Raw genomic sequence first — 26,204 nt, 5'->3', positions numbered from 1 at the left:
TTGGGGGGATTTGATGTTTTATAACGACAAAGTTAAAACGGATTTTATAGAGCATATGAAAAATAGTTATGGAGGGCAAAGTCGTAGTATTTTTGCTGCCAGTTCTCCTATGGAAGAAGAATTGGGAAAGGATATGTATGATTTCAATTTAGTGGATTTAGGTAAATTAATGGGACAATTGGGTACAACAACCGTGAATGCTTCTAGAACTAAATATTATGTGATGTTTAACTATATTAATTTTTATAAACATTTTAGGGCAGACAAAAGCAATCCTTTTTTATTGGTTGAACCTAATTGGCACGAGCAGTTTGTTGATAAAACTGAACGAAGTATTTTAACAGAAACAGAGCTAGATAAAATTATAGAGCAGTGTGTTAATGCTCAGGACGCACTTACTTTTAGGTTACTATTTGAAGGCTTATGGAGAGGTGAAGGACCTGCATATAGCGAATTGTTAAATTTGAAAGAAAATGATATTAATTGGGAAAAAAATTCACTGTATTTAAACGATGGAGTAGGCGAAAGAGAATTAAAAGTATCTGGAAAGTGTATAGATTTGTTAAAAAGAGCAATCAAGGAAAAAAATTATTTTGATAAGAATGGTAAATCTAAAGGGTATATTAAAAAACGTCCACTTATAGAAAGTGACTATGTTATAAGAGGTGTAGATCCTGGATTAAGAAATGTAGAAATAAAGGATAGATATCGTAAATTTTTAGTATCCAGAAGGGTAGCTATCATAAAAGAAGTTTTTAAATATAGTAAAGTAACTCCTGCTACATTACGATACAGTGGAATGGTAAAATTGGCAGTCGATATTAGTGCGGCAAATAACGTTCCGGTGGAAAAATTTAATCATAAGGATCATTGGTCTAAAGTGGCCGAGAGATTTAACGTAAATCACTATAAAGGGATATATAAAGGTGTAACAGACAATATAAATAGTGAAGATGTTAAGGATTTATATGGAGAGTTAGTGGATTATAAAGTTAAAGATTTTGAATTAGTAGAGAACGATAAAAGTGATGTTGAAACAATTGAAAGAAAGAAAAGAATTGATGGTCCTGCTTTTAAGGATTCGTTAATCAAGATTTATGATAAATGTGTAATCACAGATGAAAGTTTTTCCGGTGTCCTAGAAGGGTGTCACATACAACCTTACGTTAAGGAAGAAAGCAATCATATTCAGAATGGTTTATTGCTCAGAGCTGATATACATAAATTATTTGATGATGGTTATATAATCATTGATGAAAATTATATAGTGCGAGTGAGTTCTCTACTAAAATCTGATTACTATAAATCATTTAATGGAAAGAAAATAAATTTACCAAAAGAAAAAAGATATTATCCATCTCAAAAAGCTTTAAAAGATAAAATGAATTTTTTTAAGAGGGCTGATGAAGTTTAAAATGACTTTAATACTTATGTTTATAAACCGCAAAGTGCAGCTTATTATGTAACCTTATTGCGATTGCTTTCCAACCGACCTGAAAATTAAATTAGAATGTCGTTAAATATGTATTGATTGAATGATGTCCTTTTAGATAAACTAATTTGTTTGTTCTAAAACACTAACCTCTCGAATCTAATATATGTAGTTTAAGTTATAAAAGGGAGGATAGGAAATGAGCGAACAATTCAGGATAGAAACAGAAGAGGTAGGGAAGGAAGTAAAAAAATTGGTAAGCACTTTATTTGAAGGAAGGTTTAGATCTCAAAGAAACACTCAAATTAATGATTATGAGTGGGAGTCGTTAGTGAATGATCAGGATTTAGGTAAACAATTTACTATGGTTATTAAAGCTCTAAAGGATGGTGGGGGGATAGACATCAACTTCCATACTGTTGACAACGATGATGTGGAAGATATAGAAGAGTCAGTTAACGCAATACACAAAAAAATGAATTTCATTCTAAGAAATTCAAGAATATTTAAAATTGGAGGATTAGAATCACTGTAATCCCAATCACCTATTGTTGAACTAACAAGTACATCTCAAAGAGCTGTTCGAATAGCCAAGATAGTGGAATGAAGAGCAATTTTATTATGAGTTGCTCTTTTTTAATGCACTAAACATAATAAAACTTCATTCATCAACAAAATATCTTATACGGGATTTACCGTTTTTTCAATACTAGGTATGCAATTCAAATATGGGCATAAAGATGTATACATACAATTGAAAAGATTCTTTTTATTTATTTATTAAAATGGTTTAAAATTCAATTAAACACAAATATATCTATTTTTTATAAAGGGGGTTCTATACCAATGAAAAAATTCGACCTAAATATTGAAAAGGTTTTGGAGCACTGGACCGTTCCGCACGCATTGCGGGAGATCATTGCAAATGCTTTAGATGAATCGAATCTGTCCGGAACTGAGGAACCCATTATTTTCAAAGATGAAGAAGGTAAGTGGCATATCAAAGACTTTGGAAGAGGTTTAAAGTATGAGCATTTAACTCAAAATGAAAATATAGAGAAAACCCAAAACCCTAATAAAGTAATAGGGAAGTTTGGAGTGGGATTAAAAGATGCTCTGGCTACGTTCGATAGAAGAAAAATAGAGATCATCATTCAATCTAAATTCAGTGATATTACGATCAAAAAGTTACCTAAAGGTGATTTTGATGATGTAGTTACCCTACACGCTATTGTTAATAAACCATCAATCCCAAACGCAATAGGAACAGATTTTATATTTATGGGACTTGAGGATGATGATATTGAAAAGGCCAAAGATTTCTTTTTATTGTATTCAGGAGAGAAAGTTATAGAAGAAACAAAGTATGGTTCTCTCATCGAAAATAAAGAGAAACCGGCTAGAATTTATGTGAACGGAATATGTGTAGCAGAAGAAGATAATTGGTTGTTTTCTTATAATATTACCTCTATGACGAAGAAGCTGCTCCAGTCCCTGAATAGAGAGCGGACAAATGTAGGAAGAAGTGCGTACTCTGATCGAGTGAAATCGATTTTATTAGAATGCTCCAGTCCGGTTTCTGCGGGGAAATTAGTAGATGATTTGCAAAGGATCCAAACGGGAAATGCTCACGACGAATTGCAATGGGTTGACGTTCAGCTACACGCTTGTAAAATATTAAACAGTCAGGAAAAAGTAATGTTTTTAACAGCATATGATTTGATGGATGGAGGCAAATACCTCAGTTATGCAAAAGATGAAGGAATGCGAATTGTTACTATCCCTGACAACCTGGCCACCAAATTACAGAGTAATAAAGATTTAAATGGAAATACTTTTAGAAATTTAGAAACCTATGCGGTAGAATGGAATGAAAATTTCGAGTTTCAAATTGTGGATGTTAAAAATTTGAGCAAAAAAGAGAAAGAAATATTCGCTTATAAAGATACCATTGTGGGTTGGTTCCCCAACAAAAAGGGTGTTCTGAAGAGTATAGTGATTTCTGAAACGATGCGGCCGGATAATTATAGTGGTGGAGACGCCTTGGGTTTATGGGACGAATCCAATAAACGTATTCTTATTAAACGAAGCCAACTGAGCAGTATACAAGCATTTGCCGGCACACTTATACACGAACTTGTGCACGCATTTACAGGAACAGATGATAACACCATTGAATTTGAAATCGAATTAACAGAAATGTTAGGGAAGCTATCTCATTTGCTTTTAGATAATGTTAAAAATAAAAGTGGATTAAGAAAGTTGCTAAGGATTTGATAGTTTATTAAGATGGCTCATAATGAGATTAGTACCATTATAACCCTTAAGAAAGGTATTTTGCCTCTTGGTTTAAAGGTCTTTACTGGGAGAGAGCAAAAGAAAAACCAACCGGTGTCGGAAAGGGGGATTTACTCGCAAATCAACTTACTATGCCGCCCCTGTCTCGTAATCGAATTTGGGTGACTCGTAATCGGTAACATACCAATGGATCTCGTAATTTTACCCAATAAGAGCTTTACCTATAAAGGCGATAAAGCGGAAGTTATTTGCTGTTTCAACCAATACTGGAACAATTGGAGAATATTTACCGGTTAAAATAAGTCGAGCAGTAAAAGGTTATAAAGTAGTAGTAAAAGTGCACTTTCGAGGTATGTATAATATTCGGTAGTTTGTCCATACTAATAATAATTTTTCGGTAATATATCCAAATTGGTATCCCATTATGGACATATAACCGAACGAGATCCAGAAGAAGTCCCTCATAACAAGGGGTTTACCTCACATCTTTCCATTTGAAGTAGGTACAGATATCTGATGTTCGGTTTTATATCCAATTAGTGAACTTATTGTTCGGTAATTAATCCATTTGAAAATGGTAATAAACCATTAAATATATTGGTCTTATACAGAATTTGTGTGTGATACTCCGGTGATATAAGGATATAGTCAACAAAATATAAAAGAATAAGTCTTTTTTCTGAATCACCTAGTTGATACAACAAAATGTCACTAAAATGAGTAAAGAATTGATCGCTCATTACTGATTGATAAGATTCATTTATATACTCAAGGCACTCAAGATATTGACGTAATGTATGCCGGTGGCTTTCAAGAAATTCTGCTATTTGAAGTTCTAATTCACGATCACCATTGTCTTTTGCGATTGTTAACTTTTTAGTGAAAACTTCGATCATATTTCCTACCTTCGAGATAAGTTCTTCAATAGTGTTGGTCATTTGATTTAAGTATTGAATAGTTTGTAGCTTTGTTTGTTCTGTTGAACTAAGCTGTTGAACACGTTTTAAGATGTTAGGGAAAAGCTTTTCGTGAACTTCTTCTGTGTTAACTTTGTAATGACAAATCTTACATACATAGTAATGGTATTGGTAAGACACCCCATTGCGTTTGGTTGAACCATTCTGTGTGGCTAAGATCTTTTGGCAATTGCAACATTTGATTTTGTTAAGAAATAAAAAAGGTGTATCAAATCGTCCAAATGACTCTAAAAGGTGTTTGTTCTGTTTATGAAATAGAAGCTGAAATTCATTAATAATTGGATCGTGAGTCTCCTTAAACAAAAATGTTTTTGGACCTTCTTCTCCTTTATGAACGTTCCAATTTAAATCTCCCGTGTAAACAGGGTTTTTCAAAATGTTTTCAATGGTACTAGAACGCCATTCTTTACCTTTAGGTGAAGGGATATTTGCTTCATTTAACAGAAAAGCAATCTTTTTTAAAGATTGCCCCCAGCTATATAAAAAGAAGATAAATGAGACAATTTCAGCATTTTCGTTTGGAGTCAATTGCTTATTTATTTGGTTATAACCGTATGGAGTTCGAGAGCCGGGACGTATTTTGGTTTCCTGTTCCAAATCAGTAGTTAAACTACCTATCGCTCGTTCTGACTTAAGTACTGATTCATATTGTTGCAAGAGAAAATTGATTTTCATATTCATATTTTCAGGGTTTATTGGCTTATTGGATTCAGTTGTATAGACTTCAAGATTTGGTAATTTTTCAAGCATAGGTCGATAAAAGTCAATGGTAAATGAGTAGCCTGTCCGATCCATTCGAGATACATCGTAAAAAATGAGAATTGGCACCTGCATTTCAAGCATTTTTTGTCCAACTCGCATTAGTTCTTTACGTTGGTTGGCTCTTTTGGAGAATGCACTTGTAACATCTTCAATAAAGATAAATTCATCTGGTACATTGAGTTGGTTCCGTTTCGCAAATTCAAGAATATGTTGTTTTTGAATTTCTACACTATTATTTTTTTGTTGTTTATAGGAAGAACGCCGGATATAGCCAAAGGCTAACCTCATTGAAATTCATCTCCTTCAAATATAAAATGAGTTTGAATATCGTGAATATAATCAAATTTGTTGACTTCAATATTTACCTCGTTTGGATGAATGGATAGGCTTTGAATGAGTAATGAACTAAGAAAAAATGAATTTGTAGTACGTGTACTATTTAGATATTCCTTTACCAGCTTTGATAGCTGCTTATTAGCTAATAAGAGTTCTTCTTTGGCAAGAGTTTCAGCTGATAACTGCTCCTGTTTTTCTTCTAAAATAGAAAGCTCTTCGTAAAGCGGATGCTTTCGCCAATTCTGTAAGTTATCATCCTCCATAATGATATTCTGAAGAATTTGATTCTTATCTTTTTTAAGAATGTCAAGATTATGTATAAATGATTGTCTAATATTCCGAAAATAAAACGATGAATCAAACAATAGCCGATCTATGTCAAGATGGTTAACAATCTGTTCAAGGGTGCAATCAATAATAGAAGTAAGACTATCCGTCAAGATTTGAATTTTTGGATGCTTTCTTGCACAAGAATACCAAGCAGCTCCTTTTACTATATCCCAATGAAAAATAAGTGATTTTCCGCAGATTCCGCAGTAAACCTGGAAAATATTTTGTTCTTGAAGGTGTTGATCCTTCTCCAAATACTTTTCTACAATCGCATTTTTATCTTGTAAATCACTAAATTCACTTAAAGTTAGGTAGGGCTCAACGTGACTCAGTTTATTTTTTCCTTTGCTAAGATCATAACCGGCATAAAATGGATCCCTGGCTACCCTAAGGAGTTGAGTTTTTTTTGTTCCAATTTTTTTTTGATAGGTCTTCAATAACTTTTCCAACTCGATATATGTTTGTACTTTTGAGAGATCTAAGAAGAAATGAATAAGGGTCTCTTTTTTTATTGGATCCTTATGAAATTGTTTTGTTTGTTTATCTTTAACATAGCCTAACTTTTGAGCCGGATATCTTCTTCTTGCTTCCTCCGATCTTCTAGCGATATTTTTCCCTTCAAAATCTCCTACAATGTTCATTACTCCCTCTAAGAGAATGTTACCTGTGGACTGTTGATGACCATTACCAGTAGAAGTATAGATAATTTGAACTTCTTTCTTTCTACATAACGAGACGAAATAATTTGCTTCATAAAAGTCACGGAATAAACGTGTTCGGTCAAAAGCATAAATTATATCAACTTGGTTATTTTCAATCATATGGATGATTTTCATCATATTTGGCCGATTTACCATTGATAATTTGTTAGCAGAAATTGCGTTCTCATCAATAATGACGATCTCTTTGGAAAGATATTGTTTACGGTATATTGCATCCGCAGATTGTTGCATAGCTAAATCTTGACTAATTGAACTTACTCTCCTAAAAAAATCTTTATATTTATTTTGTAGCAATTTACTTACCCTCACTTTTTTTTAGTAATGTTTGATGGAGCAATTTAGCTTTAAGACGATAAGGAATATCTAATTGCTCTACAATGATCCGTTGAATAAGATGTTCAAACCATACATCCGTAACAGAATTAACATCTGATCCGGTATGTAAATTAATTTTTCTACGCATAAATGTACACCTCCGTTTTTCAGCATTGACGTTAGGAGGGGTATTTTATACAAAATGTAATCATTTATCTCCTTATGTATTGGAATTACGTTCCTCCGAATCTAATTCAAATCGTAATTGAACAGATTCTTCTTCCACTGAATTCTTGATGAAAATTTTAATTATCCCCTTTTCCTGTCCAGGAAAATCCTCACGCTCCTTTTCTTTCATAATCGTCGCTCCTTTGTAGATGTTCTAGGAAACTATGAACAAGGAATGGTGACAAATGCCCTTCTAATTCAAGCTTCTTAATTTTCTCAACTAAGTTTGTAGGCTGATCGGGATGTAACGTACTTATGAATATCTCTTTGGTTGAATTTTTAAAAATCAAGCACTCTCACGACCTTTACTCTGATTAGGAAGTTCTTTATTTACTTTTTGCTGGTAGTATTTATTAAGCCATCTAGTTCTGCTACTAAGAGGTCGTGGATGACATTTTGAATATTAACTGCATTTTCCGATGAAGCGTAGCAACGAATAACTTTCAATTATGTACTCTCCTTTGTTTATATTTAATAAGAGGAAAATAATCATTGGGATAAGAGCTATCTTATTCGTCTAATTATTTACAATTTTTTCGTCTTGAATTTTTACCAACGAATTATATTCGTTAAAATTTTAAAAAAACAAGGTTATAAAGAAAAAATATAAAATTTTTTTAAAATATTCATTGCTGAAGAAAGAGAAAGTATTAAATAGGGGTATTTAATTTTTTTTATTTCTAACTTATTTCCTATAAAAATATAGAATAATCTAGGTGCATTTTAAGTTTTATGATTTTTATTTTGAATGAGGTGCATAGATGATTACCGGAGAATTAAAGCACAAAGTAAGAAAAAGTCTGGGAAATATGCTGTACAGGTGGTTTTATAAATCCCTAATCGTGATCGAACAGTTTACGTATCTTAGGTATAAAAAATACTAGATGATGATAATGAACAGAAAAAGTAAGCTGAGATATTAGTTTAGTCTTTGAAGGAAATTTACCAATAGAAAAACCATAGCTAAGGTGGTCCATTTTTCTTGAAATAGGTATTAATACTAAAGACTTTGACTAAGCTATATTTCCAAAAGAAGATATGTCCGGAACCCTATTTGAGAAGGAATATAAAGGACATAAGAGAATATTATTCATTGTATAAATATAAGTGGGGAGGAAAAAAATACTGTAAAAGTTTGTGAGACTTGCGATAGTACTGGCTATGTATATGTAAATACAATAATGGGTGGAGGAAAGGATTTATGATGATTGTGGAGGATGAGGGTATTTTGAAAATGCCTCTTGTCAACTGTAACTAACTACAAAAAGTGTGAAAATATATAAGTGATGGTATAATATGTACATTGATTTTGAGTTTTATTTACAAACGATGGAGGTAATAATGTCTACCTTAAATTATGTTGAACAAAGTTATTTTGAAGATTTATTTAATATGCAGTCGGGCTATGTTTTAGACTTTACTAATAGACAATTTCAGGAATTCGTATATGACGCTATTCAAATTGATATATATAAAACTTATTCAGGATTATCCAAAGCTAAAATACTTAGGGAAATTATAAAAATTCACAATAATAACATCGTCGGAAAATTGCTATTAGAATTACTTAGTTATATGCGATTAAATAAAATGATAAATAGCGAAAATGAAGAAACCTTTAGAAAATGTGCTGAAATAGGTAATAGATTAATTGGAAAATCTATTAAATATCAATCAACAAAACCTAAAGAAAATTATAATAAAAATGATCGCCCGCTATCAAAAAAAATATTTGATAGTGAAAGGTTTTTAAAAGAATTAATTGAACTTATATCTTATTCCAATCCTCAAAAAAGAGGATTTGCATTTGAAAAATATTTAAAAAATTTATTTTTAGAATGTGGAATGGACCCTCGAGGGAGTTTTAAATTAGAAGGAGAACAAATTGATGGTAGTTTTACTTTGTATAATGAGATTTACCTTTTAGAGGCAAAATGGACTGATAAGCGAATATCTAAGCCTGATTTAGTAAATTTTAATGATAAAGTAGGATCTAAATCTAGGTTTACAAGAGGATTATTTATTAGCTATGCAGGATATACAAAGGAAGCACTTACTACCTTTGATAAAGGGAGAAATGTAAATATCGTTTTAATGACCATTCAAGAGCTTGTAATTTGTTTGGAACGAAATATTGATATAAAAGAAATGATATGGTGGAAGGTTAGAACCTTAGCGGAAGAAGGAATGTTTTATAAAGATTATTCTTCCAACTAATAAATATATATTTTATCCTATATAACTTTTTCTTTGATTGTAGACTATTTATAATTTTTTTGATGTTGTCTCTTTATTATATAAATTTAAATACCTATTACTCATTAACAATTAAAAGTATAGATAAGTAAAGGAAGAAAAAAATTATTAATATAAAATTAGTTTTTTCATTTAACCTAACATAATGAAATATTTAAAGCCTTGAATATTATCAAGGCCTTTTTTAGTGAAAAAGTTGTTGATAACTATATCTCAACTTCTTCTTTTGCTAGACTATCATAGTGAAGTTCAGTTAATCGAGATTGAAGAAAGTCATCATTTAGTAATTTTAAAAATAGTTTTTTTGATTTTTTTGTTGATAATTTAATCTTTGAATTATCATTATTAAATCCAAATTTACCTTTTAATGTTGGATAGGTTTTAACAAATTCAATGATCGTATTAGAAGGAATTCTATTAAGAACTGGAGAATGTGAGCCGACTTTAGTAAGTTTACGAGCAAAAGTAATGTCTTCTATCATTTCTCCAAGTGAATTAATATCTTCGATTAAATTTGCAGAGCCAATTTCACCTAATGCTCTAATCGCAGTGGCCTTTATTATCTCGTGAAAACTAAAAAATTTCTCTAACATATTAATATTTCTTATAAATAACACATCATTTAAACGAAAGAGATCAAAATCTGTATATATTCTTAAAATATCATCCGGCATTTCTTTAAATCGAGTTTCATTTCCCCATTTTATTAAAGGAATACCATTTCTATCTCTTTTATGTAAATTTATTGGATAGTTCCTTTTATAGGATATTAATGTACTGTCGTTATAATGTATAAGGAATATTATTCCAGTAATATCATCTAAACGATCATTTTTAAACGAAAAAAGAGGGAAATCTTCTGTTCTTTGGAGTTCTTCTAAGATATTCAATCCTACTGGAATTTGATCTAAATTATATTCAAATAATACATTTTTTCTTTCATCAAAATTTGAAATAGGTAACACACTTAGTTCTTCATTGTTGATTATTCTTTCATTAAGATTTAAAATAAATTCATTTTTCAAATTAGTTTGGGCAGGACTTTCTATATCTGCTAGAAAATTTGCGATAGTTAATTACAGAATATTATAAAAATAAAAGGGGATTAGGAAAATGGTTGATTGGAAAGAAGGACTAACAAGAGTTGAGCTGCTTGACGCTCTAGATGAACTTTTCTATCGCGATTTGGATTCTTGGTTCAACTCAAGTACTTTCTATTGTGACAGTTGTGTTGATGATTTTATAAGACAGTGGCCAGGTATATATAGCTGGGATGAGAATTTCCAGAGAAATTCCATACCACTTGATACATTTTTTGACGGTAGCCGTTTAAATGATTTTTTCACAAAAGAAGAGTTTTTAGATCTACTTAGAGATATGGAATGTCCAAATTGTGGTGATAAAGTTTCTGGTAATATATGGCCTTACGATATGAGTTTTGATGTCCCGGATAATTTTAAAAATTATTTAAATGATATTGCGTTACTTGCAGAGAAGACACCTTTCCTATTGTTAAGTCACCCCTTCGCTAAACAAGTCTATAACGAAATAAGTGAGTTATCAAAAACAATTAATAAATCAAAGCTTAGCAACCCTTTATTTCGAGCGAGAGTCTACAAAAGAGGAAATTCTTATAATGAAGGTGACTTCTTAGCTCCAAATAAGAAAGATATAAAAGAAGGAAGGTACAACCACGCAGGCAGGCAGGTCCTCTATTTAGCAGAGGATGAATCAACTTGTTTTTTTGAAATGAGAAATCCTAAAGACGGGATTATGCTCGCAAAAATCGAAATTACGGAACGTTTGAAAACTCTGAACTTATTGGACGAAAATTTGGAGGAAAATAGCATTATTCAAGCGATAAAGCTTTCATCCTTACTGAGTTCCCCAGATGAAGGAGATGGTTTGTTTAAACCCCATTATGTTTTTACAAGGTTTGTCGCAGATGTAGCAATGTCTGCTGGGTTTGAAGCCATACGTTATCCTAGTGTTCGATTTAATGGAGGATACAATATTACTGTTCTTAATTATGAAAAGATAAAAGATAAAACAAATATCATAGATTTTATTTATGTTAATGAAGAAATGATTGTTTCCAAAAACATTAAGCATTGGAAATAAAAATATTAGAGGGATATTGGTGATGCTATAAAAATTGCAACTGTTCACTCTTCTTGGATAATGACAAATATTATACCTCTATGGTGAAATCTTAATCTTAAAAAATAGGAAGTTGATTAACCGGTCAACATCTCTTGTGTTGTCAATTACACTCCATACACAAAACAGTTGAAGTGAGAAGATTTGGTGGATAAAAAGAAGTAGAAGTTTTAGTGGAGTTCAGTTAGTAAGCGATGTAGAGGCTACTGAGTGGAGACATATCTTAGATATAATAAATCAAATCGATTTAGGAATAAAATTAATACCTATAAAAAAATTCGTAGCAACTAGAATAGAACAATTAATTCAAAGTGCTGAAGATGAAAGGCAACATAGATTTTTAAGGAATAATTATGAAGTTTAATTAATCAAAACATCTTCTGTGATATCAATTATTTTATAAACACGTGTACTTCAGTATACCCTATTTTAGAGGGTATACTGAAGTTGGATTTTTCCCTTTATTAATTTTCCATAGTATATTAGAAATTCTTTTAGAAATTTTTATCTTGAATTCTCCAGGTAAATTAAGTTTTATGAATCCTTCTGATTCAAATCTGGCATTATATATTTTAAAGTAATAAATTGCTCCATATCCTTCAAATAAAAAATTATGTTATTAAAATATCGTTTTTTAGCATTTAAAGCTGATGAGAGTTGAAGATCTCTAGTTTGTTGATTAAAAATATATTCGGCTAATAGTGTTGGTAGGACGAATGAAAAGGTTATATTATCTGAATAATCAATAGTGTCATCAATAGTAATATACCAGTAATTTTTATTTGCGGCATAATTCCAAGTGATATTTACATCAAATGTTGTTTTTCTAGTATCAAATAATAAATATTTAAAGTATTCGCTAGAAAATGGCTTTAATAAAATAGTAAAAGGTGAATTTGTAGAAGCTAAATATAGATCGCCAAACTTACGAATAAACATAAAATATTCTTCTAGTATATTACGCATTTCTCGATTTTGCTCATCGCTTCTATTTAGATTTAACCCAAAGAATTCTTTACGAATGATTTGTCTTATTTCATTTAATGAATATTTTTTAAATGCTCTATTAATTCGAGATGCAGTTTCGCTAATCACAAATCGTAAATCTTCATATTCATAACCGCTTAAGTCTATTAAATGAATTTTGTGTGCAATAGCTAATTTAATAGCGTTGTTTGAAAACCCGCTTGTTGAAAAAATAGCGTATTGATAGTTATATCGTTGTGCTAATAAGTCTTCACCATTTAAGTCTATAGTTTGATAATTAGAATTTAAATCTTGTAGAATCCCAATCCCAGATCGAACAACATCAATCCCTGTTTTATTACTCTTAAATTTAGCTTCTAAAAATAGACGAACTGGATATGTGAAAGGTAATGAAAATGAAAATTGTCCCAAAACATCAGCTTGATGTATTCCCCCTCGACCTTTAATATTTAAACCATTTCCACGTAAAGTGAATTCAGGATTCAAATTGGGGTTATTTAAGACATTTGTAGTAATCAAATTATAACCACTATTTTCAACTAATTTAGATAAAGCTTCTTCTAATAAATAACCACGCAGCATTGCTTCTGTAATACGCATAATATAATTATTGCTCCCTTTATAAAATTACTGTATATGTAATTTAATATAACTTTATTTATATTAAAGTGAATATGCTGCATCTATGAATTAAAAAGTCAATTGTAGAATTCCTCTCCCTACAAGCTGTTGTTGTGAAGTGAGGTGAGGTGAGGTGAAAAAATGAAAGGAACATACAAGCTTTATTAAATAAATACATATTATAATTAGGACAGATATCCCCTCTTTACAAGGAAATTAGTGCTGATAAATCCACAAACATCTATTGTGTTGTCAATTACAGTCCACACGTACTGATTAAGGATTCCACAAGGAGAAAATAAATAATCAATTTACCTAACTACGATTACAACATCTCAAATAAAGAAAGTAAAGTCACCTTCGAGAAACTAGAAAGTTTCAATACCTCACAAGTCAGTGGTCTCTCAAATGCACAGAAATTTTTGTTACATAATATTCTTCATTTGTATTGTTTTCCTCTAATAGTAAAGTTAATCTCTTTATTTTATGGTTTTAATAATCGGTCAAATGAAAGCGATAATTGATTAGAAATTATTGAGAAGTGAAACGGATATCGTTCTTCGAGCTTAATATCTATGCAGTAATGAATGCCGTCAAAATTCATAGGTGTGTTTTATACGGTTAAGTAAACATCACTTTTGCTAGTACCTTGCTCGTCAAATTCCCAATCAAATCTTAACTGTACAGATTCTTCTGTATCTGTGTGCTTAATAAGTATTTGGATAATTCCTCTCTCCTGACCGGGGAAAGATTTAATGTTATTTTCTTTCATTATTTATCCTCCCGTATTTACAGGTTAGAAATTTCTCTATTAGGAATGGTGATAAATAGCCTTCCTCCTGAAGCCTTACTAATTTTTCTGAGAAGTTGTTATGTTCTAATCTCCTTAATGGAAAATCTTGATCTCTATGTCTCAAGCACATTCACTTCCTAACTCTTTATTCTTATCTAGATTTTTCTCTTTAGCTGATTGATCTATCATTCTTTCTAATTCAGAAACTAATAAATCTTGGAGAATAGTTCTTGCATTAAGTGCATTATCTTGTGAATCGTAGTAGCGGATGACTTTCAAAACTCTCTCTCCTTGTATTAGTGATTTATATAGCAGAATATAGGAAGTAACTAAAGCTCAATACTGATTCTTATATGTAAGTGTTTAATTATTGGTTAAATTACTTTCTAAATTCTTTACTTAAATTTTTCAAATGGATTATATTCTTTAAATTATAATAAAACCACAGTCTTTGTGTGGCATTTTATGGTAATGTTTAATTAGTATATGAGAGACTTATATTTTCTAGTAGGATTAGGGAGTGAAAAAATGATCAGTAGAATTAGTTTAAAAAACGTTGCCACTTACGATGAAGACGGTGCTAATCTAGATAATTTAAAGAAGATAAATTTTATATACGGTAACAATGGCACCGGTAAAACAACAATTACTGAGTTTATTCGTAACCAAGAAAATTTTCCAAACTGCTCATTAGAATGGAAAGATGAAAGTATGGTTACGTATGTTTATAACCGTAATTTTGTAAATGAGAATTTCCGCTTAGATAATCCAATTAAAGGAATATTCACGCTTGGTAAGGACTCGGTCGATTTAAAAACAAAAATAGATGATTTAAAGGAAAAGGTACGTAGTCACCTGGAGGATATAAAAAGATTAAGTGATTTATATGATGAAAAGAAAAGGGAAAAAGAAGGTGTAATAGATGGATTCAGAGAAAAATGTTGGGATATAAAAAGAGAATTAGATACGGAATTTAAAGATTTAATTGAGGGGTATAGAAATTCTAAAGATAGATTTATGCAAAAGTGTTTAAAGGAATCTAGCAATATGTATAAAGAGTTAAAAACAATCGAAGAGATTAAACTAAAGAAGGAGTCTATTTTTGATCGGCCGGTTGAAAAAGTGCAATTATTAAAAAGTATTTCTTATGATGAGGAATTGGAAAATAACTCCATTTTAAAACAAAGGATTATAGGTAAGGAGGATGTTGATATTGCGGGCTTAATATCTAAATTAAACATCAGTGACTGGGTTCAACAAGGAAGTATGATTTTAAAAGAGACAGAAGGGATATGCCCTTTTTGTCAACAAACGCTTCCTAGTGTATTTGAAGAAAAAATAAATAGTTATTTTGATCAAACTTACATAAAACAAATGGAAGTTTTAACAAATGTTTCTGAGAAATATCAACAGAGAATCGAATCCATATTAGCAGAGATAAGTGTATTAGCTGACCAACAAAATTCGTTTATTAATAAAGACAAAATTCAACAATTACTTAGTTTAATTCAATCTAAGTATGAAGAAAATAAGCTCTTAATCCAGCAAAAGAAGAAGGAACCAAGTAGATCGATTGAGCTTGTCGAATTATCAAGTTTTTTAAAAGAGGTAAATACAGAGATAACATATGCAAATAATAAAATTAATGAATATAATCGTTTGATTGAGAATGTAAAGGTAGAAAAAGAAAACCTAATTAATGATATGTGGCGTTATATTGTGGAAAAAAATAAACCAAACATTGATGATTTTAACCGGAAAAAGTCCAGGATTGAAAAGGCTATGACTGGTTTGGAGCGTAGCCGGGAAACAAAAAATGGTTATAAGAGACAATTTGAGGACGAACTACTAAAATATCAAGAGCAAGTCACTAGTGTTGAGCACTCAGTCAATGAGATAAATAATATCCTGAAATCTTTTGGCTTTAAAAACTTTAAACTGGCAACAACCTCTGAAAAAGGAAATTATAAAATTGTAAGAGAAGATGGTGAAGATGTTAAAGATACATTAAGTGAAGGGGAAAAGACATTTATAACATTCCTATATTTTTACCAACTTTTGAAAGGTAGTAATAATAAAGAAGATATTGTTACAGATAAAGTAGTCGTTATTGATGATCCTATTTCCAGTCTAGACAGTAACGTTCTCTTTATGGTGAGCAGCTTAGTCAGACAAATAATGTTCGATATAAAAAATGACTCCATAGATATTAAGCAATTATTTATTTTTACCCACAATATTTATTTCCATAAAGAAATTACTTTTAATCAAGGAAAGAAAAGTTACGGTGAAGGAAGCTTCTGGATTGTTAGAAAGAGAAATAATAAATCCTACATTCAAAGGTATCAAGAAAACCCGATAAAGACCTCATATGAACTGCTTTGGAAGGAATTAAAAATTAGAGAGAACCAAAGTATAGTCTCAATTCAAAATGTTATGCGGAGAATTCTAGAAAATTATTTTAAGTTCTTCGGAAATATAAATATTGATGATCTAGAAGATAAATTTGAATATGAAGAAAAAGTGATATGTCGCTCCTTGATTTCGTGGATAAATGACGGATCACATTATATAAGCGAAGACTTGTATGTAGAAGATAACGAAGACGTAGCGGATAGATACTTCGATGTTTTTAAGAAGATTTTTTATATTCAAGATCATAAAGCTCATTTCGATATGATGATGGGTGATTATCAAATAGAACTTATTCAAACCAAAAAAATAGTTGGAACCGAAGTAGCAACAGAGGATCAGCAAGCATTAGCAGAAGTTGGAGCTACTATGGAAGAAGTAGAGATTACAAATGAATAGTTATAATTGCTTCTAGGAATCGTTACTGAGTTGTTTAGTGATAATATAGCAATGTAAAAGGATTTTTGGGGTTATTGATATGAAGTTTAACTCCAGGTGTATCTTGGCAAATATTTGAGGTCCATAAGACAGCTTCAGGTTTACCGGTATGATTGTGCTACCGGCTTTCGCAAAAGTTAATTAAAGAGCTGATTTGTGACTTTTTTTGAACTAACGTAACTGTTTAAAGAAGGCATATATTAGACGAAACGGTTCTTGGATTATAAACTAGTCAAACATTCTGTGAATTAATCTCTGAATTTTGAAAATTCTACTTCTAATAATACACAATTCAAAATAGTGCAATATTTTTAAAAGATGAAGTGAAATGAAAATAGCAAAGAACCTTTATTTTTGAAGTTAGAGATAGGAACAAATTTAATTGGTTATAGGAGGGAAAAAATGAAAGAAATGTCCAAAAGTGGAGTTTTACTACATCAAAATTTTAGAGATGCACTGATAATTGATAAATACGATTCCGAATTTCAACAGTGGAGAGGTAAAAAATTAGAACATTTAAAAAGTCAAAACAGTGAAGATGCAATGACTTGGAATGTATTTAGGACCTTAAAGCAAATCAACCCGGTTTTTTGGTTGCCTAGTTTATTCAAAAAATCGTTTCAAAAAGAATTTTCCTATCCATTAGATGCTATAGATTTACGTTTGTGGAAAAAACTTAACCCGCCTTCAAATCTTTCTATAAAAGAAGGATCAACGGAAGTAGATATCATAATTGAATCCAAAGAATTTATATGGTGTATTGAAGCCAAATATAAGAGTGATATTAGTTTAAGTACTTCAAATGATCTATCACGAAATCAGGTGATTCGAAATATAGATGTTGGTTTAGATTATGCTAACGGTAGAGACTTTTATTTTGCATTGCTAATTTTGGATGAAAAACACTCTTCAAAAGGCTTTTCTATCACAAGCTCATATAGGAATTCTTTTAATTGCGTAAAAAGGGGTCTTACGAATCGAATTGATTCCTTAAACAATCTCAAAGGTATCGGTATATTTACTTGGTTCGATATTCTTAAAGCTTTCAGAAAACTAACAAAGATTGGGGAAACGGAATTCGAAAGATACATAGCCAAGCAAGCGGAAAATTGGTTAAGAAATAAGATTGTTATTCTGTCTGAACCAATAAATGGAGCCAGTTTTGATGAAACTAGAACCTTTCGGTATTCCCTAACGAGAATATGGGATTCCAAAAAAGAAAAGGTAGTCTTTATCGGATTAAATCCAAGTACGGCTGACGAGGTAAAGGATGACCCAACATTAAAGAGATGTATTAATTTTGCTAAAAGATGGCATAACGGTAAATACGGATCGCTGGAAATGGTAAATTTGTTTTCATATCGTTCAACGGATTTTGATATGTTAAAAAATTTTGATAATCCCATTGGGATTGAAAATGATAAGTACTTACTCAATGCTGTGAGGAATGCTAGTTTAGTAGTTATTGCCTGGGGAGAAAAGGGGATATATAGGAATCGACATATAGAAGTCTTAAAATTGTTTAAGGTTGCAAATATACCTGTTTACTGTTTGGATATTTTAAAGTGCGGTCAACCCAAGCATCCACTATATGCAAAAAAAGAGTTAACTCCAATATCATTTAATTTAAAAGGCCTATAAATAATTTGTCTCTATTATCATTTATTTTATATGTAATCATAAATTTTTTAAAGTAAATGAATGCATTGCTGAATTAACGAGGAAAGTATTTTCTTATACAAAATAAAGTATTAGTTTAGTAAAACAACCAAAAGTCTAAATCAAAAAAAATGTCTCATAAGAATCTTCAAAAACATAAATTTGTCATAGTTTCGGTAAATCAATATTAAATTATCAAATACAAATTGTAAAAATAAAATTGCTAATAAGACAAGCCTTTTATATAAGGAAGGATAATCTTGTTAAGAACAAAATATTTTCTGTTATCTGCTAAACCATTTCCTAAATAATTCCGATATTCTTATATATAACAACAAGAATGGTGGGGAATTAATGTCGAGAGAAACATTACTATCGGAAGAAGAAGCAGAGAAGCTGTACTATGAGGGGAATTCATATTCTGCAAGTGGAAAATATAAAAAAGCCGCGGATATTTTTAAAAAAGTAGTACAAATAAAAGGTACATATTTTGAGACTGGTGCTTATGTTAATCTAGCTCAATGTATTTGGAATCCAAATCCTAAAGATGACCAAATTCAACTTGAAGCATTAAACTATATCAAAAAAGCACTAGAAATTAAGCCGACTAATCAAGTTGCTTTATATATAGGATCATTAATTGCCTTGTTTCGCAGAGACTATGAGACCTGCCTTAAATACTTTTCACAATTAGACCACCCTATTTCACAAAAATATAACGAATATAATTTTGATGAATGGGTATACAATGAACTTCATAGACTTTCTATGGAAAATCCAGCCATACTATCTGACAATGCTCATTTTTTGGAGAATATTTATGATCGGGATAAAAAAACACATCACGAGTTAGGCCATATATTAATCCGAATATATGCCTCAAAACAGGAGTTTAAAAAGGCTTACTACATTATGGATGAATTAAGCTCTTTTGATGTTCCCGTTAAATTAAGAATTGATGATTGTATTAATTTTTCTTATGAATGTACGTTTCTCTTGAAAAGTCCATTAGAAGGAGCAAAGTTTGCAAAACAGGGATTAGATAGTTTTTTTAAGATGGGCACAAAGAGCAGAAAAAGAAACTACGATAAATTGGAACTTTTAGAGTCTAATCTAGCTGCCTCTTATTTAATGAGCGACCAATATTTTGAGGCAATAAAGCTTTTAGAGCCAAAAATAAAAAGGAATCCAAGTAATACCGACTATCAAAATCTTTCTAGTGCTTTTTATAAATTAGGTAAATATGATGATGCCATTAAACAAATTAATAAAGCATTATATATATCAAAAGATGAAATGGGCTTTGTATTAAAGGGTAGTATTTATTACGCTAAAAAGCAGTACGAACAAGCATTAAATTATTTCCTTAAAGCTGCTGCTTTTATAGATGAAGTAGATTCTCCTATAACTTTCGTTGAACACAATAAAAAAACACTTCGATCTATTAATCTTGATATACCTTTTTCTCGTAAGTCTATTTACATTACTCTAGTCAATTGTTATATTGCTTTACGACAGTTTTCGATGGCAAAAGCTGTATTACACGAGATAAAAGCAAAGTGGCCTTATGAAGAGCAGGTAATTCAACTAGATAGAAATATTGAGCTTTTTTCTGAATATGAGTTAAGTGATAAAGAAACCCACACAAAATTACAGGAACTCAAGAAAGAAATAAATGCACAAAGGGAAAAACACCAGAAAGATATAAATAAAATTCAGAAATGGGCTTTGGAATTATTAAAACTACAGAATAAAAGCTCTTTAGATGAAAGTAATTTATTGGATGATGAGAAAAACTGGGAATCTTTTTCGATTCAAATGCAACATATCTCAGATTTGATGAAATCTGAATCTAATATAAAAGAATTAGGTTTTCAAGAAGTAAAAAATTCACTTATTCAAATGTTTCCTAATTTAAGCAAAAAAAGCTTAGAATTTTTGTCTACTGGTGAATACTTATTTAGTTTACACTCTACTAGTGAAATTGATTTTGCTCCAATTATAGTTTCATATTCAAAGTCTATAGAAGTTGAATTAAACCGTCTTCTTAAAAGGATGGAGTGGGGAAATAAAAAAGAGTTAACACTTGGACAAATTAAACACCAATTGGAAAAAGGTAAATTAGTAGGGGTTAGCTGGTTGTTGGGATATTTAAGTGAGGTAATTAATATTCGTAATGGAAGTGCCCATACTGGAACATCAACCAGAGAAGTAGTAATAAAAGTAAAAAGTATAATCTTTCAACAAGGTTTGCTTGAAAAGATATTAAGCGAAAACATAGAAAATACAAAGAATTAACGGGATATTAGTAGTAAAGATACCGGAAAATAAGGACAAACATAACTGTTCTTATATCAACGCTAAATACCACCATCTAAATAGGTAACGGCTATGTGCCATTACACGCTAACCGTGTTACTATTTATATTGAGGTTGTGTTTTTGTTTTTAACTCCAATGCATAAATCTGAGCAGCCTTTTTATGATAATGAATTTATTACGAAATTGAAATTGAATGGTATTCGGCTTATCCTGTCTAAATTTAATGATCAAATAAAGATATACGGTAATAATGAGGTAACTGCAATGTTTCCGGAACTGTGCTATAGACATTTCTGACGGTACTATTCTTGACGGTGAGTTAATTGTCTCCGACCAGGACGGAAAGCAGGATTTTGAGGCTATGATGGAAAGATTTCATTCTAAGAAATCGATGCATTAGGTGCAATTCTGCGTATTTGGTGTTATTTATTATGCAGGAAAGAAGGTTGTGCATCTTCCAATGTTGGAGCGTAAGGAATTATTGGCTTCTTTCTTGGTAGATGATTATTATATTGTGAAAGCTCAGTGGATCCAAGGCAACGGTAAAGCATATTTTGATTTAATCCAGCAGCATAGATTAGAGGGAGTAGTCCTCCAAGGGGTGGGCTTTTATTAGGTATTGAGGAGAACGGCCTAATCAAGCCTGCTGGAGTTATGAAATTTAAAGTAGGGTTTAAGAATTCCGTCATTTGTTGAATATATATCACAAGAAGTCTTTCCAGTTGGGGAGACTCTTTTTGTTAAGAAGATTGTAGAAATTACCCAATTTGCTGGGTAGAGGTCAGTGAAATCCTCTTGGATATTGAGAATGTTACAAAAACGCTTGATGTTACAAAGAAAACTGTAAACAGTAAGCAGTTAAGGATTAAGGTAATTTTGTGGGTTATTCAGCTAATAAAGTAGGAGGATAAAGATGACAGAAGATCAGGAATTATACGTAAAGGAGTTAAACAATTTCATCAATGGATCAATAATATAATTATGGCGAGTTTAGGGACTCAAAAATAAAATTTACTCATTGATTAATAGACAGGGAGCCAGGTTTTGATTATGATTTATATGATGAAGATTATGGAAATGTAATAAACTTGTTGTCATTGACAGCTAATGATGGCCAAAATATTAATTTATATGACATTGCAAAGGAATTCTACTAATGGAATTAATGAGAAAACAAGATTGAATGTAAAAGTAATCAAAGAAATTTACGGATCCCTAATGGAATATGACGATCATCCTGAAAAAATTGCTGAAAAGATGTGGGTTGCCAGAATGGCTATGCAAGGAATCGCCGATTACTGATATTGAAATCGAGTTGCCAATGTGTCAGCTTTTCTTATTGAACTGACGGTTGTAAGAGTTTCAGTTCTTTCTGCTATTAAAGATAGTATGGCAGAATAGTGGAGTAAAAGGACATTAGTACTTTAAACAAAATATGGTAACTCTTCTGTGATCACATTTAGTGTAAGGTTGGACGAAATACGATATAACGTTAAAATCCTGGAGGTCTTAAGATGGATTCAAGAGAAAAAATTAAAACAGTTTTATTAAAAGAACAAAAAGCTGATTTTTCAAAAATGGAACTTAATGAGACAATAAAATGGTTAGGTCAATACTGTATTCATATGGCAAAAATAATTGAGATGCTTAAGCAGTATAAAGGACTAAGTAATGTAGATTATTTAACAGATGAGACTTTTAGACGTTATAAGGGATTAGCCCTTTCACTTTCTTTTCCAATTGAAAATTTTCGCAGGTATGTTCCTGTCGGTGAACAATTTGAAAATCCTAAAGAAGAAATTAATTCTGTTGAACAGGGATTATTAATACAAAGCTGGTCTTCTTTAGGTTCCTTATTGGAAAGTACGCTACAAATGTTTTTAGCATTCTATCACGAAGACTTTTTAAAAAGTAATTGGGGCAAATGGGATGAAAAAACGATAAGGCAACTAGAAGAATCACTAGTTGTATTTAATGATAAACTGAAGCAAGTAGTCACTAGTAATCAAGTTTCTGACGATGGTGGTTTAAATGGGAAAAGGAGAAAACGCTTTTTGGAGAAAGTACAACAACTTATACAAGAAAAGGCTGTAATGCCCAAATTAGCCGATATTACACTTTCAAATTTAATTGATTTTTACTTTTCTGAAGAGGTAATTTATAACGGGAGTATTTATGAGAAAAAGGAACTTCAAAAGATTAGAGATTATCGAAATGCAATTCATTCGTTTAAAGATCGAAGCATCGGTACTTGGAATGATTTAATGAATATTCAAAACTAGTTTTGTTACTAGTAATCGAAATGTTGGGCCAACTCCCATTTGTTCCAGATGATGCTCCATTAGAGGATTGGTATTATCAAGAGGAAACAAGACTTGTAATGCAACAAAGCAAATGGTTTGACTTTAGAGTTAGTTTCAGTAAGTGAGGAGAGCTTTTAAGCTAAAGTTAGCGTTAATCCACGAAGGGTTAACGCTCTTTTTTGCTTTAACCAAATGTCACTGTGAGTATTGAAATAAACTTCACGTTTTCAAATAGCTCGCTGTATTAGACCAACTCTAGAAGGACTATTCCGCATTAAGTTTTATAATCAAATTAAATCTACTGATTGGTTAGGCAACTTCATAGAATATATAAGAGATGCCGGTGAAGGTTCCGCATTTTATAGGCTAAAAAATAATTTGAAATCTCTCGAAGATGTCAATGATTATTCAAAGCGTTTTCATCATAGTGATTCTCCATATGAATCAGATATATTTAGTGAAGGTGAATTAAGATATTTTGTTCAACAAACGCAAGAACTTATTCAAGCAATATAATTTAAAATTATTTAGTGTGAAGAATTGTATTTAAACTATATTGTTGTGTTAGTGAGTGTGTCTTTTGAGAGAAAAGGTCTTAAGAATGTTGATAAACCCACCAACATCCATTGTGTTGTCAATTACATTCCACACACTATGAGGCTTTGAGAAAATTGTAGGTGTATAAAAATATGAAAGCCTTATCCTTGGCGGATAAGGCTTTTTAGTATAGAGAAGTTACTTATTGAAATGATTCGATTCTTGAATGATACGCAAGAACCGCCCTATGTTTCTAATCGATAATTGTACTAATAATTTGTACTTTAATCAAAAACATAATTTTTTACTCTAATTTATTTAACTCTTCGTATTCCAGATCTCCTGAAATCATTTTCAAAATCTTTCAAAATAATCTCTGTCACTTTCTCTGTATATTTCTGATGATGCTTCTCCCACCCTCCGTTATGCTTGATAATCATTAACTGAGCAGCACCCCCAGAAACTCTTTTACCTGTCTCAGGGTTAATAAATGAACCTTTCATTTTTTATTCCTCCTATTCATCTTATGTTGTGTTGTAAAAATAAACAACGTTTGTTACAATTAATTATAATAATTTTCGTTATAAAAAACAATAACAATTGTTATAAAATATTATAAAGAGGGCGAACGTAGTGGGTAAATACTCTGAAATTCTTAAAGAATACATACAACAATCTAACCTAAGTCTAAGTGAGATAGAAACAGAATTACGCAAAAAAGGGTTTAATAAAAACAAATCCTACCTAAGTAATCTTCAAAATGGAAAAACTGATCCTCCCTCACCAGAGGTTAGTGTTGCACTAGCAGAGATAATTGGGGGTGATCCTGTTAGATTAATTCTTACTCCCCTGGTAGAATCTTTTAGAGAGAATGAAACAAAGGGTGAAGAAAGTTTTATTAATGTTTTTTCAAATTTACTGTTTGGCTTAATAAGCACTATTGTAGATATCTACAGAGAAGAGTTTTACGAGTATATGAAACACATTGATGACTCAATCGAGGGGAATAGAGAGGGTGTTTTGCAATTTATAAATTATGAAAGTATGAGAAGCGTCTACGATGAAATGACTCAAGATGAAATTATAAAAATGTTTCTTCCAGTAGATATAGAAAAAAGTCAAGTCAGCAATGAATCCACTCTAACCGTGAGCAATGATGAAGAATTATACTTGTACGAGTGCTTAGAAGTATATAGAAAACTACAATTAAGACCCAAAAATTAATATGGATGGATAGTCTATTTTACTTATTTTAGTTTCAATCCTGCGTTTGCGTTGAAAAGTGGAAAGGCAAAAAGGTTTTAAGGATGTAATTCTTTGGGAGACAATAATGAAATATTAAGAGTCTCTACCTGGTCAATTACGCAACAATAATTTTGTGGACTGTGTATTAAAATATGTGTGTTGATAAACCCACCAACATCTATTGTGTTGTCAATTACAGTCCACACAAATTGAATGTGTGCTCATTAAAAGCGTAGTAAAAACATAAAGTGTTTAATATCCTATCTGACCGGTTATTAAAAAATGAATCCAACTTAAAAAAGTAGGTAATGTATAAGCTAATTATAATAGACCACTTGCTAACCAAAATGCTCACACATTTGCTAACATAATTATTTCATTGAGCTTTATTTATTTTACTGAGCTGATATAAAGACATTAAAAAACCTTGAGAAATCACCCTTCTTTACACTTATTTAAAGCAGTTAAGCCAGTTTGATTATATGAAACAAAATTGACAGGGAAGGGGTCGTGGGTTCAAATCCCTCACAGGTCATCAACTAACAAAGGCTTAAATCCTTGATATAACAAGGATTTGGGCCTTTTTTTTGTTTTTAAAGATATAGTTCATTATGTATGATTTACTCAATTGGTGGCGGATAGAGAAGGATTAAAACGCATTACAGGACAATTTATTTGTAATAATTAATATTTCAAGGAACCGTGGGTAAAGCTTTTTGCTTATTCAGCTCACGATGGAGGGTAAAAATAAGACCGTATTTTTGGCTTTACTATAAAAGGTACATAATCATATTCTGCACGGGAATACTTCTTGGGAGCTCTGAACATGACGCATGAAGAGCAAAATATCGGCAAACGATAAAAGACTTCAGAGATGAATTTTCAGCTCACAGAGAGAGTGGTTACAACGAACCTGTCCCCCTACTTTGATATTGCGCATAATGTTGCACTTCATTACGTTTCTTGGCCTGAAAAGTATAATACAATGCCTTCACTTGAAATGATGGGAACAAAATCAAGAAGAAGAATTATCACCAATGATAGAAAGTTATAAAGTGGAATAAAATAGAAG

The 26,204-nt window shown here is 31.2% G+C and carries 20 protein-coding genes; 11 read left to right on the top strand and 9 right to left on the bottom strand.

From position 1 onward, the window contains the following. Nucleotides 1-13 precede the first annotated feature (13 nt). From ACFVS1_RS15330 to ACFVS1_RS15320, 3 genes are all read left to right on the top strand, one after another. Nucleotides 14-1,414, top strand: coding sequence for a phage lytic cycle repressor MrpR family protein (locus tag ACFVS1_RS15330; protein ID WP_387548578.1), 1,401 nt, complete (start codon nt 14-16; stop codon nt 1,412-1,414). A gap of 217 nt (nt 1,415-1,631) precedes the next feature. After that, nucleotides 1,632-1,967 (top strand): hypothetical protein, encoded by a 336-nt coding sequence (locus ACFVS1_RS15325; RefSeq protein ID WP_387548576.1) that lies wholly within the window; start codon nt 1,632-1,634, stop codon nt 1,965-1,967. Between the two features lie 311 nt (nt 1,968-2,278). After that, nucleotides 2,279-3,709 (top strand): C2 domain-containing protein, encoded by a 1,431-nt coding sequence (locus tag ACFVS1_RS15320; RefSeq protein WP_387548575.1) that lies wholly within the window; start codon nt 2,279-2,281, stop codon nt 3,707-3,709. Between the two features lie 566 nt (nt 3,710-4,275). On the opposite strand, the gene ACFVS1_RS15315 is transcribed toward ACFVS1_RS15320, so the two are convergent. The 4 genes from ACFVS1_RS15315 to ACFVS1_RS15300 form a co-directional block, all read right to left on the bottom strand. Further along, complete coding sequence (locus tag ACFVS1_RS15315; protein WP_387548573.1) at nt 4,276-5,757, bottom strand: recombinase family protein; 1,482 nt, start codon at nt 5,755-5,757, stop codon at nt 4,276-4,278. Next, entirely contained in the window at nt 5,754-7,151 is a 1,398-nt protein-coding gene (locus tag ACFVS1_RS15310) for a recombinase family protein (protein ID WP_387548571.1), read from the bottom strand. The genes ACFVS1_RS15315 and ACFVS1_RS15310 overlap by 4 nt, the downstream gene beginning before the upstream one ends. Before the next feature lies 1 nt (nt 7,152). Continuing rightward, nucleotides 7,153-7,320, bottom strand: coding sequence for a hypothetical protein (locus ACFVS1_RS15305; RefSeq protein ID WP_353871899.1), 168 nt, complete (start codon nt 7,318-7,320; stop codon nt 7,153-7,155). A gap of 72 nt (nt 7,321-7,392) precedes the next feature. Then, nucleotides 7,393-7,530 (bottom strand): hypothetical protein, encoded by a 138-nt coding sequence (locus tag ACFVS1_RS15300; RefSeq protein WP_387548570.1) that lies wholly within the window; start codon nt 7,528-7,530, stop codon nt 7,393-7,395. Nucleotides 7,531-8,741: 1,211 nt separating this feature from the next. On the opposite strand from ACFVS1_RS15300, the gene ACFVS1_RS15295 reads away from it, so the two are divergent. Next, the gene (locus tag ACFVS1_RS15295; protein WP_387548568.1) at nt 8,742-9,617 is read left to right on the top strand and encodes a restriction endonuclease; all 876 of its coding nucleotides are present in this window, start codon (nt 8,742-8,744) and stop codon (nt 9,615-9,617) included. A 245-nt stretch (nt 9,618-9,862) separates the two neighbouring features. Here ACFVS1_RS15295 and kwaB read toward each other — a convergent pair whose 3' ends face one another. After that, on the bottom strand, nt 9,863-10,705 hold the full coding sequence (kwaB, locus tag ACFVS1_RS15290) for an anti-phage protein KwaB (protein WP_387549384.1): 843 nt from the start codon (nt 10,703-10,705) through the stop codon (nt 9,863-9,865). A gap of 64 nt (nt 10,706-10,769) precedes the next feature. On the opposite strand from kwaB, the gene ACFVS1_RS15285 reads away from it, so the two are divergent. Beyond that, nucleotides 10,770-11,777: an RES family NAD+ phosphorylase gene (locus ACFVS1_RS15285; protein WP_387548566.1), complete on the top strand. Its 1,008-nt coding sequence runs from the start codon at nt 10,770-10,772 to the stop codon at nt 11,775-11,777. Between the two features lie 573 nt (nt 11,778-12,350). Here the strand turns inward: ACFVS1_RS15285 and ACFVS1_RS15280 are convergent. The 3 genes from ACFVS1_RS15280 to ACFVS1_RS15270 all read right to left on the bottom strand — a co-directional run bounded on the left by ACFVS1_RS15280 (nt 12,351) and on the right by ACFVS1_RS15270 (nt 14,496). Further along, the gene (locus ACFVS1_RS15280; RefSeq protein WP_387548564.1) at nt 12,351-13,403 is read right to left on the bottom strand and encodes a hypothetical protein; all 1,053 of its coding nucleotides are present in this window, start codon (nt 13,401-13,403) and stop codon (nt 12,351-12,353) included. 634 nt (nt 13,404-14,037) lie between these two features. Continuing rightward, the gene (locus ACFVS1_RS15275) at nt 14,038-14,196 is read right to left on the bottom strand and encodes a hypothetical protein (protein ID WP_387548562.1); all 159 of its coding nucleotides are present in this window, start codon (nt 14,194-14,196) and stop codon (nt 14,038-14,040) included. Between the two features lie 141 nt (nt 14,197-14,337). Further along, a complete protein-coding gene (locus ACFVS1_RS15270; RefSeq protein ID WP_387548560.1) occupies nt 14,338-14,496 on the bottom strand; it encodes a hypothetical protein in 159 nt (52 codons plus the stop codon). Nucleotides 14,497-14,745: 249 nt separating this feature from the next. Between ACFVS1_RS15270 and ACFVS1_RS15265 the strand changes: the two genes are divergently transcribed. From ACFVS1_RS15265 to ACFVS1_RS15245, 5 genes are all read left to right on the top strand, one after another. Then, nucleotides 14,746-17,028 carry an AAA family ATPase gene (locus tag ACFVS1_RS15265; RefSeq protein ID WP_387548558.1) on the top strand — a complete coding sequence of 761 codons (2,283 nt, stop codon included), beginning with the start codon at nt 14,746-14,748 and terminating at the stop codon, nt 17,026-17,028. A gap of 441 nt (nt 17,029-17,469) precedes the next feature. Next, entirely contained in the window at nt 17,470-18,708 is a 1,239-nt protein-coding gene (locus tag ACFVS1_RS15260; protein ID WP_387548556.1) for a DUF1643 domain-containing protein, read from the top strand. 372 nt (nt 18,709-19,080) lie between these two features. After that, nucleotides 19,081-21,024, top strand: coding sequence for a tetratricopeptide repeat protein (locus tag ACFVS1_RS15255; RefSeq protein ID WP_387548554.1), 1,944 nt, complete (start codon nt 19,081-19,083; stop codon nt 21,022-21,024). Nucleotides 21,025-22,226: 1,202 nt separating this feature from the next. Then, nucleotides 22,227-22,349, top strand: a complete 123-nt coding sequence (locus tag ACFVS1_RS15250; RefSeq protein ID WP_387548552.1) for a hypothetical protein — start codon at nt 22,227-22,229, stop codon at nt 22,347-22,349. Nucleotides 22,350-22,561: 212 nt separating this feature from the next. Next, nucleotides 22,562-23,329 (top strand): hypothetical protein, encoded by a 768-nt coding sequence (locus ACFVS1_RS15245; protein WP_387548550.1) that lies wholly within the window; start codon nt 22,562-22,564, stop codon nt 23,327-23,329. Nucleotides 23,330-24,201: 872 nt separating this feature from the next. Here the strand turns inward: ACFVS1_RS15245 and ACFVS1_RS15240 are convergent. Next, entirely contained in the window at nt 24,202-24,390 is a 189-nt protein-coding gene (locus tag ACFVS1_RS15240) for a hypothetical protein (RefSeq protein WP_387548548.1), read from the bottom strand. Between the two features lie 130 nt (nt 24,391-24,520). Here ACFVS1_RS15240 and ACFVS1_RS15235 point away from each other — a divergent pair, with 130 nt between their 5' ends. After that, nucleotides 24,521-25,111 carry a hypothetical protein gene (locus tag ACFVS1_RS15235; protein WP_387548546.1) on the top strand — a complete coding sequence of 197 codons (591 nt, stop codon included), beginning with the start codon at nt 24,521-24,523 and terminating at the stop codon, nt 25,109-25,111. The last annotated feature ends 1,093 nt before the right edge of the window (nt 25,112-26,204 follow it).

This window comes from Peribacillus sp. NPDC058075, from assembly GCF_042885195.1.
In the GTDB taxonomy this organism is placed as follows: domain Bacteria; phylum Bacillota; class Bacilli; order Bacillales; family DSM-1321; genus Peribacillus.
The sequence above is the reverse complement of the archived record's forward strand: the minus strand, read 5'-3'. Positions and strand labels throughout refer to the sequence as shown.